Annotated in this window: 16 protein-coding genes; 7 read left to right on the plus strand and 9 right to left on the minus strand. The window is 73.3% G+C overall.

Features of this window, described 5'->3' with window-relative positions; genetic code table 11:
- Nucleotides 1-31: 31 nt before the first annotated feature.
- Nucleotides 32-1396 (minus strand): sensor histidine kinase, encoded by a 1365-nt coding sequence (locus ACFXOZ_RS32830; protein WP_380593616.1) that lies wholly within the window; start codon nt 1394-1396, stop codon nt 32-34.
- Nucleotides 1390-2067, minus strand: a complete 678-nt coding sequence (locus ACFXOZ_RS32835; RefSeq protein ID WP_380593617.1) for a response regulator transcription factor — start codon at nt 2065-2067, stop codon at nt 1390-1392. The genes ACFXOZ_RS32830 and ACFXOZ_RS32835 overlap by 7 nt, the downstream gene beginning before the upstream one ends.
- Before the next feature lie 272 nt (nt 2068-2339).
- On the opposite strand from ACFXOZ_RS32835, the gene ACFXOZ_RS32840 reads away from it, so the two are divergent.
- The gene (locus tag ACFXOZ_RS32840; RefSeq protein WP_380593618.1) at nt 2340-2849 is read left to right on the plus strand and encodes a hypothetical protein; all 510 of its coding nucleotides are present in this window, start codon (nt 2340-2342) and stop codon (nt 2847-2849) included.
- Between the two features lie 152 nt (nt 2850-3001).
- Here the strand turns inward: ACFXOZ_RS32840 and ACFXOZ_RS32845 are convergent, their stop codons facing one another.
- From ACFXOZ_RS32845 to ACFXOZ_RS32860, 4 genes are all read right to left on the minus strand, one after another.
- Nucleotides 3002-3700: a hypothetical protein gene (locus tag ACFXOZ_RS32845; RefSeq protein WP_380593629.1), complete on the minus strand. Its 699-nt coding sequence runs from the start codon at nt 3698-3700 to the stop codon at nt 3002-3004.
- A 60-nt stretch (nt 3701-3760) separates the two neighbouring features.
- Nucleotides 3761-3982 (minus strand): hypothetical protein, encoded by a 222-nt coding sequence (locus tag ACFXOZ_RS32850; RefSeq protein WP_380593619.1) that lies wholly within the window; start codon nt 3980-3982, stop codon nt 3761-3763.
- Nucleotides 3983-4164: 182 nt separating this feature from the next.
- On the minus strand, nt 4165-4761 hold the full coding sequence (locus ACFXOZ_RS32855) for an NADPH-dependent F420 reductase (RefSeq protein ID WP_380593620.1): 597 nt from the start codon (nt 4759-4761) through the stop codon (nt 4165-4167).
- A 39-nt stretch (nt 4762-4800) separates the two neighbouring features.
- Nucleotides 4801-5619: an inositol monophosphatase family protein gene (locus ACFXOZ_RS32860; protein WP_380593621.1), complete on the minus strand. Its 819-nt coding sequence runs from the start codon at nt 5617-5619 to the stop codon at nt 4801-4803.
- A 172-nt stretch (nt 5620-5791) separates the two neighbouring features.
- Between ACFXOZ_RS32860 and ACFXOZ_RS32865 the strand changes: the two genes are divergently transcribed.
- Nucleotides 5792-6700 (plus strand): LysR family transcriptional regulator, encoded by a 909-nt coding sequence (locus tag ACFXOZ_RS32865; RefSeq protein WP_380593622.1) that lies wholly within the window; start codon nt 5792-5794, stop codon nt 6698-6700.
- Nucleotides 6701-6734: 34 nt separating this feature from the next.
- Here ACFXOZ_RS32865 and ACFXOZ_RS32870 read toward each other — a convergent pair whose 3' ends face one another.
- The gene (locus ACFXOZ_RS32870) at nt 6735-7844 is read right to left on the minus strand and encodes an FAD-dependent oxidoreductase (protein ID WP_380593623.1); all 1110 of its coding nucleotides are present in this window, start codon (nt 7842-7844) and stop codon (nt 6735-6737) included.
- A 126-nt stretch (nt 7845-7970) separates the two neighbouring features.
- Between ACFXOZ_RS32870 and ACFXOZ_RS32875 the strand changes: the two genes are divergently transcribed.
- The 3 genes from ACFXOZ_RS32875 to ACFXOZ_RS32885 all read left to right on the plus strand — a co-directional run bounded on the left by ACFXOZ_RS32875 (nt 7971) and on the right by ACFXOZ_RS32885 (nt 10256).
- Complete coding sequence (locus ACFXOZ_RS32875) at nt 7971-8564, plus strand: TetR/AcrR family transcriptional regulator (RefSeq protein ID WP_380593624.1); 594 nt, start codon at nt 7971-7973, stop codon at nt 8562-8564.
- An 839-nt stretch (nt 8565-9403) separates the two neighbouring features.
- Nucleotides 9404-9739 carry a hypothetical protein gene (locus ACFXOZ_RS32880; RefSeq protein ID WP_380593625.1) on the plus strand — a complete coding sequence of 112 codons (336 nt, stop codon included), beginning with the start codon at nt 9404-9406 and terminating at the stop codon, nt 9737-9739.
- Nucleotides 9723-10256, plus strand: a complete 534-nt coding sequence (locus ACFXOZ_RS32885; protein WP_380529734.1) for a DUF4383 domain-containing protein — start codon at nt 9723-9725, stop codon at nt 10254-10256. Before ACFXOZ_RS32880 ends, ACFXOZ_RS32885 begins: the two co-directional genes overlap by 17 nt.
- 198 nt (nt 10257-10454) lie before the next feature.
- Here the strand turns inward: ACFXOZ_RS32885 and ACFXOZ_RS32890 are convergent, their stop codons facing one another.
- Nucleotides 10455-12554 (minus strand): glycosyltransferase, encoded by a 2100-nt coding sequence (locus ACFXOZ_RS32890; RefSeq protein WP_380593626.1) that lies wholly within the window; start codon nt 12552-12554, stop codon nt 10455-10457.
- 203 nt (nt 12555-12757) lie between these two features.
- Here ACFXOZ_RS32890 and ACFXOZ_RS32895 point away from each other — a divergent pair, with 203 nt between their 5' ends.
- Both ACFXOZ_RS32895 and ACFXOZ_RS32900 read left to right on the plus strand, forming a co-directional pair.
- Nucleotides 12758-14107, plus strand: a complete 1350-nt coding sequence (locus ACFXOZ_RS32895) for a glycosyltransferase (RefSeq protein WP_380593627.1) — start codon at nt 12758-12760, stop codon at nt 14105-14107.
- Nucleotides 14108-14258: 151 nt separating this feature from the next.
- Nucleotides 14259-14690 (plus strand): SRPBCC family protein, encoded by a 432-nt coding sequence (locus ACFXOZ_RS32900; protein WP_380532747.1) that lies wholly within the window; start codon nt 14259-14261, stop codon nt 14688-14690.
- Between the two features lie 152 nt (nt 14691-14842).
- On the opposite strand, the gene ACFXOZ_RS32905 is transcribed toward ACFXOZ_RS32900, so the two are convergent.
- Nucleotides 14843-16450, minus strand: a 1608-nt coding sequence (locus tag ACFXOZ_RS32905; RefSeq protein ID WP_380593628.1) for an MMPL family transporter, incomplete at its 5' end; no start/stop codon positions are given.

A 16450-nucleotide genomic window follows, 5' to 3' on the forward strand; every position in this document is an offset into this window, starting at 1 on the left:
GCCGCCACCCTGCCCCGGGCTGCCTGAAGTTTTAGTGAGGATCCCGCCGACCCAGCGGCCCCGGGGGCCGGGAGCCGGCGCCCAGGCGGAGGGTGAAGCGGGCGCCCCCGGTGGGGCTGGTCCCGACGGTGAGGCTCCCGTCGTGGGCGTGGGCGACCCAGGAGGTGATGGACAGGCCGAGCCCCGAGGAGCCGGAGCCGCTGCGGAAGCGCTCGAAGAGCGAGCCGGCCAGCTCCGGCGGCACGCCCGGACCGCTGTCGTCCACCGTGACCACGCCGTCGCCGGTCACGCGGAGGTGGATGTCGGCGGGCGCGCCCGGGGCGTGGCCGTAGGCGAGGGCGTTGCCGAGCAGGTTGGCGACGGCTCGGCGCAGCAGGTCCGGGTCGGCGGTGACGACGGCCGGTTCGGTGCGGACGGTGACGCGGTGCCCGCCGGTGTCGGTGTCGTCGACGACCGCCTCGACGAGCTGGTCGAGCCGCAGGGGCTCGCGCACGGGCGCGCTGATGCCCGCCACGAGCCTGGCCCGGGTGAGCAGCCCGTCGACGAGGTCGCCCATCCGGGCCGCCAGGCGTTCCGTGCGCTGCAGCGCACTGGTGCGGACGGTGTCCTGCGGCTGGGCGTCGCCGGGCCGGGCGGGCTCCCGCAGGCCGGGCTCCCGCAGGGCGGTTTCCCGCAGACCGGTTTCCCGCAGGGCGGTGGCGGCGAGGGCGCGCAGCGTGGCGGCCGGGGTGCGCAGGTCGTGGGCGGCGTCGGCGAGGAACTGCTCCTGGAGCCGGAGCGTGGCGAGCGCGGGGCGGATGGCGCGGCCGGCCAGCAGGTGCCCGGCCACCGCGGACAGGGACACCAGCACCAGGCTGCCGGTGATCAGCAGGACGCGCAGCTGGTGCTGCGCCGGGTCGGTGGCGGTGCTGGCGGCCACCACCACGGCGCCGCCGGGGGTTTCACCGTCCGGCCCGGGGAAGGGCCGGACGAGCAGCCGGACCGGTCGGCCGTCCTGGGCCCGGCGTTCCTCCTCGACCGTGGCGTTCGTCGTGGCCGCGCGGACGGCGAGGTCGTGGATGTCGGCGTCGGTGGCGCGTATGCAGGGGGTCCGCGGGGCGTGCACCACCGTGTAGCGGCCCGAGGTCCGTTCCAGGACCGTCAGTTGGGGGCAGTTGGTGTCCGTGGTGTCCAGCAGGTCGTGGACGAAGAGCTGGTCCTGTTCGTCGTAGCCGAGCTGGGTGACGGCCGTGCTGCCGAGCATCCGCAGTTCGGTGTCGAGCTGGCGGCTGCGCGCGGTGGTGTCGCTGTGGACGGCGAAGGCGGTCAGTCCGACCAGGCCGACGGCGCTGGTCAGGGTGAACAGGGCGGTCAACCGGAGCCGGAGGCGGCGGATCCGGGCCTCGGCGGTCAGCACCCGGTGCCGCCGCCGGTGGCCAGGCGGTACCCGAGGCCGCGGACGGTGACGATCGGGGACGGGTCCCCCAGTTTGCGGCGCAGCTGGGAGACCAGGACCTCGACGACGTTGGAGTTCGGCTCGGCCATCTCGTCCCAGCACTTCTCGATGAGTTCGGCGCGGGAGACGGCCTGGTCCGCGCGGGCGGCCAGCACTTCGAGGACGGCGAACTCCTTGCCGGTCAGGACCAGCAGGACACCGGCGCGGCGGACCTGGCGGCGGGCCATGTCGATCTCCAGGTCGCCGGCGTGCTGGACGGGCGGGCGGACCGTCCCGCTGCGGCGGCAGAGACTGTGCACCCGGGCCACCAGCTCGGCGATGGCGAAAGGTTTCACCAGATAGTCGTCGCCGCCCCCGGCGAAGCCGTCCACCCGGTCGGCGACGGTGTCGCGGGCGGTCAGGAAGAGCACGGGGACGGTGCGCCCGTCGCGCCGCAGCCGCCGGACGTAGTCGACGGCGTCCCCGGCGGGCAGCATCCGGTCGAACACCGCGCAGTCGTAGTCCGTGACGAACAGGGCCTCGTCCGCGGCCGGCAGGTCCGCCGCCTCGTCGACGGCCAGCCCGCCGCCGCGCAGCGCCGCGGCCACGGCGAAGCGCAGGTCCTCGTCGTCCTCGACCACCAGTACTCGCACCGGCGCACTATAGCCCGAGGCCGGAGGGCGTCTGCCCCCGGTGGACGGCGGCGAGGCCCCTGCCCCCGCCCCGCCCCCGCCACAGATCAGCGCCGACGATGCGACGACCCACCGGTCGGGTGCGGGCGCAGAGTCCGCAACCGCCGACCGCCGCCGGTGCGCCACTGCGCCCCCGGCAAAGCGCCGGACGGCGTTGACGCCCGGTGCCGGCGGGGCGGAGCGTGAAGCCTGGCACGTGCCACCCCGTCCGTCCTCACGGAAGAGGAACCGCCATGCGTCGAAGAACCTCCGCCCTGGCCGTCTGCGCCACCGTCCTCGCCCTGCTCCTCGGGTGCGCCGGTACCGCCGGCGCCGCCCCGCTCGCGCACCCCGCCCCGGCCGCCGCGCACCCCGCCCCCGCCGCCACCCCGGCCTTCGGGACCCAGACGCGGATCCCGCTGTACAACCCCGTCCCGGCCGGCTGGGCAGTGATCAGCCAGAACGCCGCGAACCACGACAAGCTCATCGAGTACCTCGGCGGGGCCCCCTTCGGAGCCAGGGTCGCCCTGCTCGCCAACCAGGGCCTGCCGGCCGGCTGGGTGCTCGTCGGCGGCCTGCTCGACGGACAGACCGCGGTGGTGAGCTACCTCGGCGGCGCCCCGCACGGCACGACGGCCATGGCCTACGTGGTGATCCTGGAGCCGGGCGGCCGGATCATCGGCTACTCCGTCCCGGCCGGCTGGCGGGTCACGTCCACCGTCACCCGCAGCGACGGCACGTACCAGGTCCTCCTCTTCCCCTGAGCCGGGCCCGCACGGCCGACCCCTCGCCAACTCCCGCCGTGCCACCACCCGGTCGCCCGCCCCGCGGGCGACCGGGCCCCTCCGTCAGGGCCTCGGGCGGAGGGCGCTCCCGCTGGCGCGGCCGACGGTGACGCGTCTCCGACGATGGAAACTCAGATCCCGTCCCGGCCCGGCCGCGGGTAGCCGATCTCGGCGATGTCCTCGGCCAGGTCCGCGAGGGTGACCTCCCCGTTCAGCGATGACACGAGCTTCTGGCTCAGCGGTCGCAGGGCATACACGTCGCGCACCGCGTCCAGGTCCACGGGAACCTCGTAGTAGTCCTCGGCGAAGCGTTGGAACGCCTCCGGCGAACGGTCGACCAGGAGCTCGAACAGACCCGCTGCCCCGTCGGGGTCGGAACACCCGGAGGGAAAGTCGATCACGCCGTGCCGCCACCGGTCATCCGTTGCCTCCCGCCACAGGCAGGCCGTCACGACGGGGACGTCGTCCTCGTCGGTGAACGCCGGCTCCTCGACGAACGGCTTGAAGACCTCCGGGACCTCGTCGACCACTCCCGGCCAGGGCTCACCATCGTTGCGGTAGGGGCTCATCGGCGCTTCGTGGTCGAAACCGCGGATATAGGCCCCGGCCGCCGAGAACACGATGGAGTACTCGTCGCCCGACCCGTTGCGCATCGACGACATCTCCTCGCCGTCGGCCCAGCCGGCGTTGAAGGAGTGGTACCGGCCCTCCCAGTCCGGGCTCAAGATCGCGTCGAGCATCGCCAGTGAGCGGCACAGGTTCCGCAGGTCAGCGATGGAGGGGAGTTGGCGAGCTACGTCATGGACAGTCACGTGCTCATCCAACCGGATGCCCCTGACATCCAGAACCTCTGCGGTTCCACGGCTGAGTTCCAGCTGTGAGCCCGACGTTCAGCCTTCGCCGTCCCCGTAGCGGAACGGTTCGATCGTCCAGGGCAGGCCGGGCCCGTTCCGGTAGGCCGCGAAGCCGGGCGGCAGGGTCGCGGTCTCGGAGATGGAGGCATCCCCCTCCACCAGGCAGGCGAGGCAGTACAGCCCGCTGGCGTCCGGGAGGTTCGGATCGTTGACACCGTCCCCGATCAGCCAGTCGCCGTCGCTGTCGTGGACGACCACGAGCGCCGGCAGGCGTCCTTCCCCGACGGTCCGTTGGACCACGGCGCCGAGATCGGGCGGAAACCGCCCGTCGGGGAACGGAAACGGCGCCTGTCGGACCACTGGGTGGGAGGTGTTGTGCATGGCGTCAGTATGGCGATACTTCGAAACGGGATATCGCGCGGGTGACCGGAGAAGCGACGTCAGCGGGCGATCGAGATCGCGAAGGGTGTGAATCCGCTGGAGCGGATGACGTGCGGGACGAAGAGGATCGCGGCCTCGGTGGCGCGGGCGGTCCGGATTCCGCCGAGGTCGGTGATCCATTCCTTCCGCCAGCCGAGGTCGGTGAGCAGGTCGCCGACGGTCTGCTTGGCCTGCGGGTCCTCGCCGGAGAGGAACGCGGTCGGGGGCCGGGTGAGTGTGGCCGGCGCGGTCATCACCGGGAAGAGCATGGTGTTGAGGGTCTTGACGACGCGCGTTTCGGGGAGTGCTTCCTGGAGTTGCTCGGCGAGGCTCGATCCGGGGTAGAGCAGGTCGGCGGGCAGTCCGTCCGGCCCGTCGGTGGTGGCGTTGGAGACGTCGACGAGGATCGTGCCGCGCAGTTCCTCGCGCAGGGCGATGAGCCGGTCCAGCGAGCCGGCGCCCGGGGTGGCGTTGATGACGATCCCGGCTGTCCGGGCGGCTTCGGCGGCGGCGCCCGGCGTGCGGTCTGCTACGGCCACCTGGTGCCCGGCCCGGGTGAGGGCGGCGGCGAGGTTGCCGCCGACGCGGCCGGTTCCGAGAACGGCGATCGTGGTCATGATGATGTGGTCCTTCCGTGTGTGCGGTAGTGGTGCGGGTCAGCGGGAGAGCGTGGCGACGGCCTCGGCGTGGATGCCGGGCGCGGCGGCCAGGAAGCTCCCGCTCTGCGGGGTCCAGGGGCGGCCCTCGGCGTCGGAGATCCGTCCACCGGCCTCGGTGACGAGCAGTGCCCCGGGCAGCAGGTCTGCGCGGGCGCCGGCGAACTGCCAGAAGGCGTCGATGCGGCCGGCGGCCACGTTCGCCAGGTGCAGGGTCGCGGGCACGGCGGTGCGGACGACGAGCGCGTCGAAGAGCATCGCGGTGATCGAGGAGCCGACGCGTCGTACGACCGTCTCGTCCTCGTCCGGCCGGGCCTGGCTGGTGGCCACGATGCCCAGGCCGAGGTCCGCGGTGGGGGAGACGTGGAGCGGCCGTCCGTCGAGGTGGGCTCCCGCGCCGGTGAGCGCGGTGTAGGTCTCGCCGGTCAGCGGCAGGTGGACCACGGTGAGCACCGGCCGGTTGTCGCGGACGAGGGTGGCGGTCACCGCCCACTCCGGCAGGGCGTGCAGGTGGTTGACGTTGCCTTCGGCCGGATCCACGACCCACCACTCGCCGGGCGGCAGGGCCCCGCCGTCCAGCTCGTCCTCCACCCAGCCGGCGTCCGGGCGCAGGTGCGTGAGCCGGGGGCGCAGGATGGCGAGGGCCGTGTCGTCGTTGGCGGCGAGCGCGTGCATCAGCTCTTCGCGGGTCCGGTGGTGGACCACCTCGCCGAAGCGCTCGCGCAGCGCCGAACCCGCCTCGCGTACGGCGTTCGCGGTGCGGGCGAGCAGGTCGGCGTCCGAGGAGGCGACGTCGGTGGTCCGAGGCGTTTCGGGCATGGTGGTACTCCTGTCTGAGGGGGGGTGTCGAGGCCGGTCGAGAGCCGCTCGACAACCGGTCGAGGGCCGGTCGAGGGCCGAACTGCGCTTTGCTTCCTGCGCTTTCGCCTCAACGGTAGACAGCCCGGTGATTGACTTCAAATGCATGTCAAGCACGTCTAGAGTGACTCGCATGCAATTGGATCTGAACCTGCTCGCCGCGCTCGACGCGCTGCTGGAGGAGGGCAGTGTGGCCGGGGCGGCGGCGCGCCTGCATGTCACCGCCCCCGCGATGAGTCGGAGTCTGGGCCGGATCCGGCGCACGACCGGGGACCAGATCCTGGTGCGCACCGGCCGCACGATGACCCCGACGCCGTACGCGATCGCGGTGCGGGCTCAGGTGCACGAGCTGCTGCACCAGGTTCAGGGCGTGCTGGCACCGAGCCGTGAACTCGATCTGGCAACGCTGGAGCGCACCTTCACGCTCCGCTGGCACGACTCCCTGGTCGCCCTGAGCGGCCCCGCACTGCTCGCGGCCGTGCGCGAAGAGGCGCCGGGCGTGCGCTTGCGCTTCGTCGCGGAATCGAGCGTCGACACCCCGGAGTTGCGGCGCGGCGAGGTCGACCTGGAGGCGAACGCCAACCGGCCGAGCGCACCGGACGTCCGCGCCGAGAACGTGGGCGAGTCCCGTCTCGTCGTCGTGGTGAGGCGGGGGCACCCCCTCACCCGTGGCGGGACCGTCACCGCGGAGCGGTACGCCGCCGCCGAGCACGTCACCGTCTCGCGACGCGGAAACCTCGGCAACGCCCTCGACGACGCCCTCGCCGGGCTCGGCCTCACCCGCCGCGTGGTGGCGACCGCGCCCACGGAGGCGGCCGCGGTGGGGTTCGCGCGCGGCTCCGATCTCGTGATCACCGTTCCCGAGGCCACCACCCGGTCCGCGGTCGCCGACCTCGGCCTGGTCGTGCTCCCCCTCCCGCTCGAACTGCCCTCGGCGACGGTGTACTTGTCGTGGCATCAGCGCTACGACACCGACCAGGCCCACGCCTGGCTGCGCGGTCTGGCGCGAACCGCGCTGGCCACGGGCGGGGCGTCGTCGTAGTCGGCGCCGCCCGGCCGCCCCACCGTACGGTGCTTCAGGAGGCCGTCGCGGGGACGAGGTGGTCGAGCCCCTGCGCGCTGCCCGTCGCGGCCTCGATCGAGCGCGGCAGCATGACGTTCTCGTAGGCGCGGACGGCGTCGTCGACGCCGGACTCGGCCACGAGGGCGTGGGCGAGGTCGGCGCCGTCGAGCATGGCGAGGTTGGCGCCCAGCCCGACGGGTGGCATCAGGTGCGCGGCGTCGCCGAGCAGTGTGACGCCGGGGACGTGCTCCCAGGTGTGCGCGGCGGGCAGGACGAACAGGGACCGGTGGACGAACCCGCGGTCGCCGTTGCGCAGGAGGTAGCGCAGGCTCTCGTCCCAGTCGTCGAACAGCCTCAACAGATGTTCCTGCACGGCCCGTTGGTCGCCGAGGTCGACACCGGCGGCCTCGTGCCAGTCCTCGGGCGCGCGGAGCGCGATGTAGGCGCGGATGTGGCCGTTGCTGTTGCGCTGGGCGACCAGGGACCTGCCGGCGCCCTTCGCCAGCATCGACCCGTTGCCGACCAGCTGCGCGAGGTCGGGATGGCGGGTGTCGCAGTCGTCGAATCCGGCCTCGACGAAGGTGACGCCGGTGTAGGCGGGTACGGCGGGTGACAGGGCCGGGCGCACCCGGGACCAGGCGCCGTCGGCACCGACCACCAGGTCGAAGTCCTCGGCGGTGCCGTCGCCGTAGTGCAGCCGGCAGGTGCCGTCCGCCAGCGGGGTGACGCCGGTGACGGCACGGTCCCACCGCACCGTGCCCTCGGTGAGCGAGTCCAGGAGCAGACCGCGCAGCTGGCCTCGGTCGATCTCCGGTCGGCCGCCGTCGGCGGAGGGCCCCTGCTGTGCCAGGAGGGCGGCGGTGGCGAAGTCGAGCACGCGCCACTCGTCTCCTTCGGGGCGGGCGAGGGCGTGGAACCGGTCGAGGAGCCCCGCCGCACCGAGCGCGGCCTGCCCGGTGCCGGGATGCATGTCGAGGGAGCCGCCCTGCGGGCGGGAAGCGGCGGATGCCTCGCGTTCGAGGACGGTGACGGAGCGGCCGTGCTGCTGGAGGACTCGGGCGCAGGTGAGGCCGCCGAGGCCGGCGCCGACGATGGCGATGCGGGGATCACGGGCAGAGTGCATGGAAGTGCCCCTCGGGAGGTGGGTCGGTCGCCGGGTGGCCCGGCGCATCACCAAGAAACCACACTCGCTCAATAAGTGCAATGACTACACTTTTGCAGCGAATGCACTTCGAGGTACGGTGGGCGGGTGACCGAACCGACCGGGCGCCGCGAGCGCAAGAAGGCCCAGACCCGCCAGTCCCTGGCCGACGCCGCACTCGAACTCTTCCTCGAACGCGGCTACGACCAGGTCGGCGTCAAGGACGTCGCCGACCACGCCGACGTCTCGGTGACCACCCTGTTCAAACACTTCTCCGGCAAGGAAGCCCTGGTCTTCGACCAGGACGACGAACTGGAGGCAGAACTCGTCGCCGCCGTGCGCGACCGCGCCCCCGGCATGTCGATCCCCCGGGCCCTCCGCGAGCACATGCTGCGGAAGCAGACCCAGCTCGCCGTCCACGCCACCGACCCGCGGTTCGCCGACTTCACGCGCCTGGTGCAGGAGACCCCCGCGCTGTGCGACTACGCCCAGCGCATGTGGACGCGCCACGAAGCGGCCCTGGCCAGGGCCGTCGCCGAGGCGGTGGGCGCGCCCGAGGACGACGTCAGCTGCGCCGCCCTGGCCCGCTTCGCCCTGGAGGCCCGCAGCCTCGTCCTGCGGCACGCCGACCCGCGCCGAGCCGCCGACGAGGCCTTCGCGCTGCTCGAACACGGCTGGGCGGCCGCCTACCCGGGCGCCTGACCGGGGTGCGTGGCTGGATGCGGACCCGGGCCGCTCGCTCGGCCGGTGGGGCAACCGGGCGGCGGGTGCGCTCGGTCGGTGCTCCGGGCCGGGCCGGGCCGCGGTCAGCTGTCCGCCCGCGGGTCCGCACCGCGGTCGCGGTGGCTGGTGTCGCAGAACGGTTAGCGGCGGCTGCGGCGGCAGGTGCACAGGGCCGTGACCGGACGGTCTGCCCGGATGCTCCGACCGTCGGGGAGCGGTGGCGGCCGGGTCCGCCAGCGAGGACTGCACGATCAGCAGCACGCCGCCCGGGGCGAGCAGCGGTGGTGCCTGGCGGCAGATGCGCTCCAGCAGGAGCCGCCCGGTGGGCCCGGCGTCCCAGGCCCGCGCGATGCCGTGCCGGGGCGCGTGGGCCGCAGCCGCGGGGACGTAGGGCGGGTTGGTGGAGAGCACCCGGGAGGCCGGCGCCACCTGGGCCGACCTCGCCCACCCGATGGGCGTGGCCAGCCGACAGGCCGCTGAGAACCGCTACCTGCGCCTCAAGCCCGCCACCGCCGACGCTTCGCGGTCCGGTACCGGCGCGAAACGGGTCAAGGCCGTCCGCGACCGGCGGGCCGCCGACCGATCGGTCACCGTCCGGGCCCGCGACCACGCCGCCGAGCTGCGGATCCTCGCCGCCCGGATCACCATGGCCGCACTCGCTCCCCGTGCCCGTCCCGCCCAGGCCGCCCTGACCGCCGCCCTCGGCGCCACCGACCTGATAGAGCCCCTCGCCGCCGTCCGCCCCCACCTCGGCGCCGACCACCGTGACCTCGCCACTCGCCTCGACGCCCTCACCCACCACACCACCCAGCTCCGCGATGACAGCGACCGACGCCGCGCCTGCCCCTGTCGCCGCCGCCGAAAGGCGCTGGCAGGACCTCCTGGACCGGATCCACGACCTCGAAGCACGCGTGGCCACCACCACGAGCACCGTCAACGCCGCCCTCGACCACCACCTCGCCCGCCTCGACGCCCTGCGTCACCACCTCACCCACCCCGACTGGCCACCGTTCACGGAAGTCCGGGACCCAACCGATGCGGCACCGCTGCAACTCGTCCGGGCGACTGCTCCGGCCGATTCTGCGGAAGAGGCCGCGTTGTGCGAGCCCGCCGGATCCAAGAGCGACGGAGCGGACGATGAAGTTGCACGATGAACTGCCGGTCGACCACCGGCTGTCCCAGGTCTACCGGGTCGGGGCCGGTCTCTGCGGCGCGGCCCTGTTGGTGTTCGGGTGTCTCGGCTTTGCCGACGGGCTGTCCTTCTTCAGCACCTCGGGGGAGACGATCGCCGGTCTGTCCAGCAACGGGCTGCTCAGCCTCGTCTCGGTGGTCACGGCCGCCGTCCTCGTCGGCGGAGCGGCGATCGGCGGAAACACCGCTTCCACGATCAACATCACCGTGGGCACGCTGTTCGTCCTCAGTGGTTTCGTGAACCTGGCGGTGCTGGACTCGTCGGCCAACGTCCTGGCCTTCCGGATCCAGAACGTGCTGTTCAGCTTCGTGATGGGGCTGGTGATCGCCACCTTCGGCATGTACGGGCGGGTGAGCGCAAAGCTGCCGCTCGACAACCCCTACTGGCGCCACCGCCACCCCCGATCGGCCGGTCGCAACGGCTCCGAGGGACTGTCCGACGGGCCGGGGCGACCCGCCCTGCCGGGGCGTCCGGCGTGAGCACGCCGTGCCCGCACTGAACGTTCGGCGATCGTCCGGGCCGTTCCCCGACTCCGCGGGGAACGGCCCGGATCAGGACGGTACTGCCACCGCGCCGCTTCCTCGTCCTCTTGCCCCGGTCGGGTCCAGCGGGCGGGCCCGACCGGCCGGACCTGCGCCGACCGGCACGACCCGTGCCGGCCCTCCCCGCGCGCCGTCTCAGGTGTCGTCTCCCCGGCTCCCGACGGTCCGGGCCCGCCGCGAGGAAGCCGGGCGGCACGTGGTGAGGTAGGCGTCCGCCAGGGATGCCGCCATGGCGTCGATGCCGAACCTCTCGCGCACCGTGGCCGACCCGGCTGCCGCCATCGCGGCGAGCCCGGGTGCAGGAGTGAGGACGAGCGAGCGCAGGCCCTCGGCGAGCGTCGCCACGGATTCGGTGGCCAGGAGGCGTCCGTTGACGCCGTCGCGCAGGTAGTGGGAGGCGCCGCCGCGCTGGGGAGCGGCCACCGGGAGGCCGGCTTCCATGGCTTCCAGCACAGCGAGCCCGAACTCCTCCTTGGCGCTGGGGCACACGTAGAGCGCGGAACCCGGTCCGGTCTGTGCCAGCGCCCTCTCCAGGAGGCGGACGTGCCGGTTGCGCAGAGCGGGCCACAGGGCTGCTCGCCTGCGGGCGACCGGGTTCGTGGCCAGGAGTTCGGTGACCCTGGGGCGCACCGCCGCTTCGATGTCGGTCGGGGCCGTGGGTGACCCGCCGACCAGCAGCAGGGTCGTGCGGTGGTGCAGGCCTGCGAGCAGCCAGGCCTGGACCAGCTGTTCCTGCTGCTTGACGGGGTGAAGGCGTCCCACACACAGCAGCACCGGCAGGTGGCGGTCGGTGGCGTCCAGGCTTTCGACGCTGCCACCGCAGCCGAACAGTCGCGCCAGCATCCTGCGGCCGGTCGCGGCGTCGTCAGGAGCGGGTCGGAAGGGGGCGATGCCCTCGGGCTGGAGATGGACCGACCGCTTCTCCAACTGCGGGAAGTGTTCGAGGAGTTCCTGCGTCCCGTGCCGCCCGGGCATGGCGACCAGCAGGTCCGCGCGGTCCACGAGGCGGTCGGCGACGAAGATGCGGTGCATGTCCAGGCGCAGCGCGTGGCTCGCGCCGGTGGTCTGCTCCGGGGGCAGACCGGCATGCCGTTCGTCCATCGTGCGGTGAGGATCGGGGGTGACCGTGAACGCGAGCTTCGCGCCGAAGCGGCGGGTGGCCTGGGCGACGGCCAGTGAGGCGTCGTCGGCGAACCTGACATGCGTGATGTCCGGTCGTGCTCCGGGGAGTTCGAAGGCGCGCCGCGCCCACCAGGCCAGAGCGGGCTGATGGGTAGCGGCGTTCTGGGGGTCCAGTACCTCTGCCGAGTCCACGGGCAGGCGTACCAGCAGGTGCGCCTTGCTGAATCGGCCCACCAGTTCGGCGCGTCGGGTGTCGTCGGGCTGGGCGGCGGTCAGAGTGAGGACGCGTGCAGTGCGGGCATGGGCCGACAGGGCTTCGGCCAGTGCGGTCAGGAGCACGCTCATGCCTCCGCTGAGCCCGGCTCCGGGTTCCTCCAGGCGGCCCAGAAGCATCGACTGCGCGACCACCGGGGAGGCGGTGAACGGCTCGGTCAGCGGGCCGAAGGCCGTCCTGAACCGCTGCCCCGCCGACGCCCCGGGCAGGACCCGTTCCCAGCACCCGGCAAGGAGCAACTGCTCGTAGGCATCCCGTGCCTCAGCGGGATGCGGCGGCAGCCCGAGGCCGCCACCGGCCACGCCCGACAGGTAGCGCCAGAGCGCGTGCCTCAGGGTCCGCCCCATCGGACGCAGTTCGACGGCCTCTCGGGCGGAGAGGGGCCTGAGGGCGTTGGCGTCCGCCACATCGAGCAGGAAGGCTGCTTCGGCGGGGCCGGGTGCCGAGAGCAGCCGTCGGCGGATCTCGGCAGTCGCGTTCAGCCCACCGTCGGGCCCGCAGCTGTGTTCCCACGCCTCGCCCAGAGCGATTCGTTCCCGCGGTTCCAGGTCCGGGGATGAGCCCGCAGCGGCCAGCACCCAGGCCGGCATCGCGCGTTCGCTCCGGGCGAGCTGCCGCAGACGCGCGGCGCGGCGGTCGGTGCGCGGCAGGAGCGAGTCGGGGTGGGCGCAGGCGCCGCCGTACTCGGCCCGTGCCAGCCGTCCGAGCAGGTCACCACCGGTGCGGGCTCGCACGTCCTGGGCCCAGTGGAATCTGCGCCACGCGCCGAGGGCCCCGGCGCCAGCGGCACCGGTCGGCGACCCTGCTGCGGCCGGAACCAGCGTGACGTGGTGTGTCATCGGTCTTCCTCCCGTGCCACCGAACGGTCACCTGCCCCTTCGGAGACGAGTGCCGAAACGGATTGGACCCGGCGCTCGCGCACGGATCCGGGCCCCTGCACCGCGCGGGCCCGGTAGCGGCAACCGACGTCCGGCCGTGGCTACCCTGGAGGCCTGGCACGATCGGAACCCGCACGCGATCCGAAGCCCTGACGGAGGACAGCATGGCCCGCGTCGCCGTGATCAGCCCGCCCTTCCACTCCCACGCCAGGCCCCTTGCCGTGCTCGGCGCCGCACTGGCCAACCACGGCGCACGCGTCGACTTCGCCTGCACCCGTGCCTTCGAGGACCTCGCGACCCGAAGCGGCCTCGGGTTCACCGAACTCGCCGTCACCCGCAACGCCAACCACGGCATCGCCGAAACCACCCACCAGGACCACGCCGAGACCCGGCGCCTGCGTGAATTCCTGAACGCGACGTTCCTCGGGCCGACGGCGACCCTCCTCACCCAGGCACGCCACCGCGGCGACGACATGCTCGCCGAACCCGAACGCGTCCTGCGCGACCTCGCGGCCCTCGACGCACAGCTGCGCCCTGACTGGTACCTCGTCGACCAGCTCTCCTACTCCGCGACCCTCGCCCTGCACTGCCTCGGCCTGCCCTACGCCACCTTCTGCCCCGGCCACCCCAGCTACCTCCCGGCCGCCCCGGACGCCTACTTCGGCCTGCCCTACGCGTGGCCCGACACCCTCCAGCCCGCCCCAGCGGATCTCGACCGGCTGCGCGCCGCGGTTGCCGCCAACGACGCCGCTTTCACCGCGGCGTTCAGGGCGATCGCCCGCCGCCACGCTCCCGGCAGGCCCGAACCCGGCCGGGCCTTCGCCCTGTGCTCACCGCACGCGGTCGTCTTCAACTACCCCTGTCTGCCCTGGCTCCCCCCGGCCCCGAGCGGGCCCAAGGCCCTGTACGCAGGTCACCTGCTGCCCCACAGCGGCACCGCAGCAGTGGACATGACCTGGCAGGCCGTGCTCGCACGCCTGACAGCAGGCCGGCGCTCCGTGGTGCTGGTGGCGCTGGGCACCTTCCTGTCGGCCCGCCACGACGTCCTGGCGAACGTCACCTCCGGGATCCTCCGCCACACGCCCGCCTCCGTGATCGTGGCCGCCGGCAACCGCGTCTCCGACGTCACGAATCACCCGTTGCTGCGCGAGGCCGCCCCCGAGCGGCTTCACGTGGCCCAGGTCATCCCGCAGCAGGAACTGCTCCCACACGCGGCCGCCATGGTCCACCACGGAGGAAACAACTCCTTCACCGAATCGCTGTACGCCGGTGTCCCCGCACTTGTCCTGCCCTTCTCCAGCGACCAGTTCGCCATCGCCCACGACGCCGAGCGCGCCGACGTCGGCCGCTGTCTCGACCCCAACACCCTCTCCCCGGAATCCGCCGGCTCCGCAGTCGCGGACCTCCTCGCCGGAGCGGCGAACGGAGCGGCCGGACTCAGCAAGCGCATCCGACCCCGCGGCCCCGACTGGGCGGCGGCCGCTCTCCTGACGCAGATGCCCGGCAGTCTCTGAACACACGGCGTGGGCAGCTCGGACGGGCAGAACGAGTGGCGATCGGCTGCGAGCCCCGGAACCGTTCTCCGGAGGGCCATCCGAGAACGCGTCCGCGACGAAGAAGGGGGGAAGGCCGGCCGGTGCGGCGGGCCTCGTCGAGGGAGAGCCGATGATCACCGTGGAGCGCACCATGCTCGTCGAGCGGCCGGCCGGGGAGGTCCTGCGGTACCTGGCAGACTTCGGCAACACGCCGCAGTGGGACCCGGGCACCGAGAGCTGTGTACGCCTCGGTCACGGTCCGGTGGCGGAAGGGTCGCGCTGGCGCAACACCTCGCGGTTCAGGGGACGGCGCACCGAACTCGAGTACCGCCTGGAGCGCTTCGGTCCCGATCGGCTGCTGTTCGTGGGGCGGAACCGGACCGTCACAGCCACGGACGACATCTCGGTGCGGGCGTCGGGCAGCCACGCGCTGGTGGTATACCGCGCGCAGCTGCGGTTCAACGGCCTGGCGCGCCTCGCGGCGCCGTTCCTGCGGGCCGAGTTCGAGCGCCTCGCGGACGCGGTGGCGCTCCGGTTGCCGGCGGTGCTGGCGGCGGCGTGACCTTCGGCGGAGCGATCGGTGGTGCGGTGGGGCGCCCGGGTGTGTCGCCGTTGGTGAGGAAGGGCTCCTGCACGTCGGCGTGCATCCCGGACGGTGCGCACTGCAGGGCCGTCCTGGGGCGCATCGAGTCGGAACGCGCCCCAGGACGGGGTTCACGAGGGGTTCCGGCGGACCTGCGAGCCTGAGGATCCGGGGCGGCCGGGCCACCAGAAGCGGCGTCCCGTGAGCAGGACCAGGGCCGGGACGAGGACGGTGCGCACCAGGAGGGTGTCGAGGAGGACGCCGATGCCGACGATGACGCCGATCTGGGTGAGGGTGATCAGGGGCAGGACGCCGAGGACGGCGAACACGGCGGCGAGCAGGATGCCGGCGCTGGTGATGACGCCGCCGGTGGAGGCGAGGGCTCGCAGGACGGCGCGTCGGGTGTCGTGGCCGGCGACGGTGTCCTCGCGGGTGCGGGCGATGAGGAAGATGTTGTAGTCGACGCCGAGGGCGACGAGGAAGAGGAAGGACAGCAGGGGGACGTTGGTGTCCAGGGCCGGGAAGTCGTAGACGGTGCGGAAGATGGTCCAGCTCGCGCCGAGGGCGGCGAAGTAGGAGGCGATGACGGTGGTGACCAGCAGCAGCGGGGCGACCAGCGCGCGGAGGAGGGCGATGAGCACGATCAGGACGATCGCGAGGACGAGGGGGACGACGATGCGGGTGTCGTGGGCGTTGGCCTGTGCGGTGTCGTAGGCCTCGGCGGTGGGGCCGCCGACCAGGGCTTGGGCACCGGGCACGTCGGCGACGGCGTGGCGTAGCCGCCTGATGGTGTGGTCGGAGGCCGCGGTGCCCGGGGCGGCGTCGAGGACGATGTCGGCGCGTGCCCAGCTCCCGGTCCGGTCGGTCGGGGTCACGGAGGACACACCGGGCACCTGCCGGGCCGCGGCGGTGGTCCGGTCGGCCGCTGCGGTGGCGGACAGGAGGGTCAGGGGCTCGGCGGCGCCGGCGGGCTGGACGGCTGCCAGGGTGCGTTGCCCGAGGACGGATTCGGGGGCCTCGCGGAAGGAGTCGGCTCGGGCCAGGCCGGTGGTGATGCCGAGCGCTCCGGAAGCGAGGAGCAGCAGGACCGCAGTGCCGGCGAGGGCGACTCGGGCCGGACGTCGGGCGACGGAAGCACCCATGCGCGCCCAGAGGCCGCGGCGGTCGGCGGTGACCGGGGCACCGACCTGGGGGACGAGGGGCCAGAAGAGGCGGCGTCCGGGCAGGACGAGGGCGGCGGGCAGGACGATCAGGCCGAAGAGCATCGCGGTGAGGATGCCGACGGCGCCGGCGAAGCCGAGGCCGCGGTTGCCGGTGAGTTCGGCGGCCAGCAGGGTGAGCAGGCTGAGGACGACGGTGGTCCCGCTGGCCAGGACCGCCGGGGCGGTGCCGCGCCAGGCGCGGGCCATCGCGGTGAACCGGTCGTCGGTGAGGTGGAGTTCGTCGCGGTAGCGGGAGACGAGCAGCAGGGCGTAGTCGGTGCCGGCGCCGAACACCAGGACGGACAGGATTCCGGCGGTGGACGCGTCGACCTGGACGCCGGCGTGCGGGGCGAGGACGCCGATGAGGATGCCGGCCGTGCGGTCCCCGGCGCCGACGACGAGCAGCGGGACGAGCCACAGGATCGGGCTGCGGTAGGTGATCAGCAGCAGGACGGCGACCACCGAGGCGGTGGCGATCAGCAGGTCGGTGTCCGCGCCGGCGAAGACCTTGCCGATGTCCGCGCGGAAGGCGGGCTG

The sequence above is a fragment of the Kitasatospora sp. NPDC059160 genome, from assembly GCF_042755465.1.
Classification (GTDB): Bacteria; Actinomycetota; Actinomycetes; order Streptomycetales; family Streptomycetaceae; genus Kitasatospora.

Coding starts and splice junctions, on each gene's coding strand:
- ACFXOZ_RS32885 (WP_380529734.1), top strand. CDS start 9,723: ATGAAGTTGCACGATGAACTGCCGGTCGACCACCGGCTGTCCCAGGTC.
- ACFXOZ_RS32865 (WP_380593622.1), top strand. CDS start 5,792: ATGCAATTGGATCTGAACCTGCTCGCCGCGCTCGACGCGCTGCTGGAG.
- ACFXOZ_RS32890 (WP_380593626.1), bottom strand. CDS start 12,554: ATGACACACCACGTCACGCTGGTTCCGGCCGCAGCAGGGTCGCCGACC.
- ACFXOZ_RS32860 (WP_380593621.1), bottom strand. CDS start 5,619: ATGCCCGAAACGCCTCGGACCACCGACGTCGCCTCCTCGGACGCCGAC.
- ACFXOZ_RS32840 (WP_380593618.1), top strand. CDS start 2,340: ATGCGTCGAAGAACCTCCGCCCTGGCCGTCTGCGCCACCGTCCTCGCC.
- ACFXOZ_RS32870 (WP_380593623.1), bottom strand. CDS start 7,844: ATGCACTCTGCCCGTGATCCCCGCATCGCCATCGTCGGCGCCGGCCTC.
- ACFXOZ_RS32895 (WP_380593627.1), top strand. CDS start 12,758: ATGGCCCGCGTCGCCGTGATCAGCCCGCCCTTCCACTCCCACGCCAGG.
- ACFXOZ_RS32880 (WP_380593625.1), top strand. CDS start 9,404: ATGACAGCGACCGACGCCGCGCCTGCCCCTGTCGCCGCCGCCGAAAGG.
- ACFXOZ_RS32900 (WP_380532747.1), top strand. CDS start 14,259: ATGATCACCGTGGAGCGCACCATGCTCGTCGAGCGGCCGGCCGGGGAG.
- ACFXOZ_RS32855 (WP_380593620.1), bottom strand. CDS start 4,761: ATGACCACGATCGCCGTTCTCGGAACCGGCCGCGTCGGCGGCAACCTC.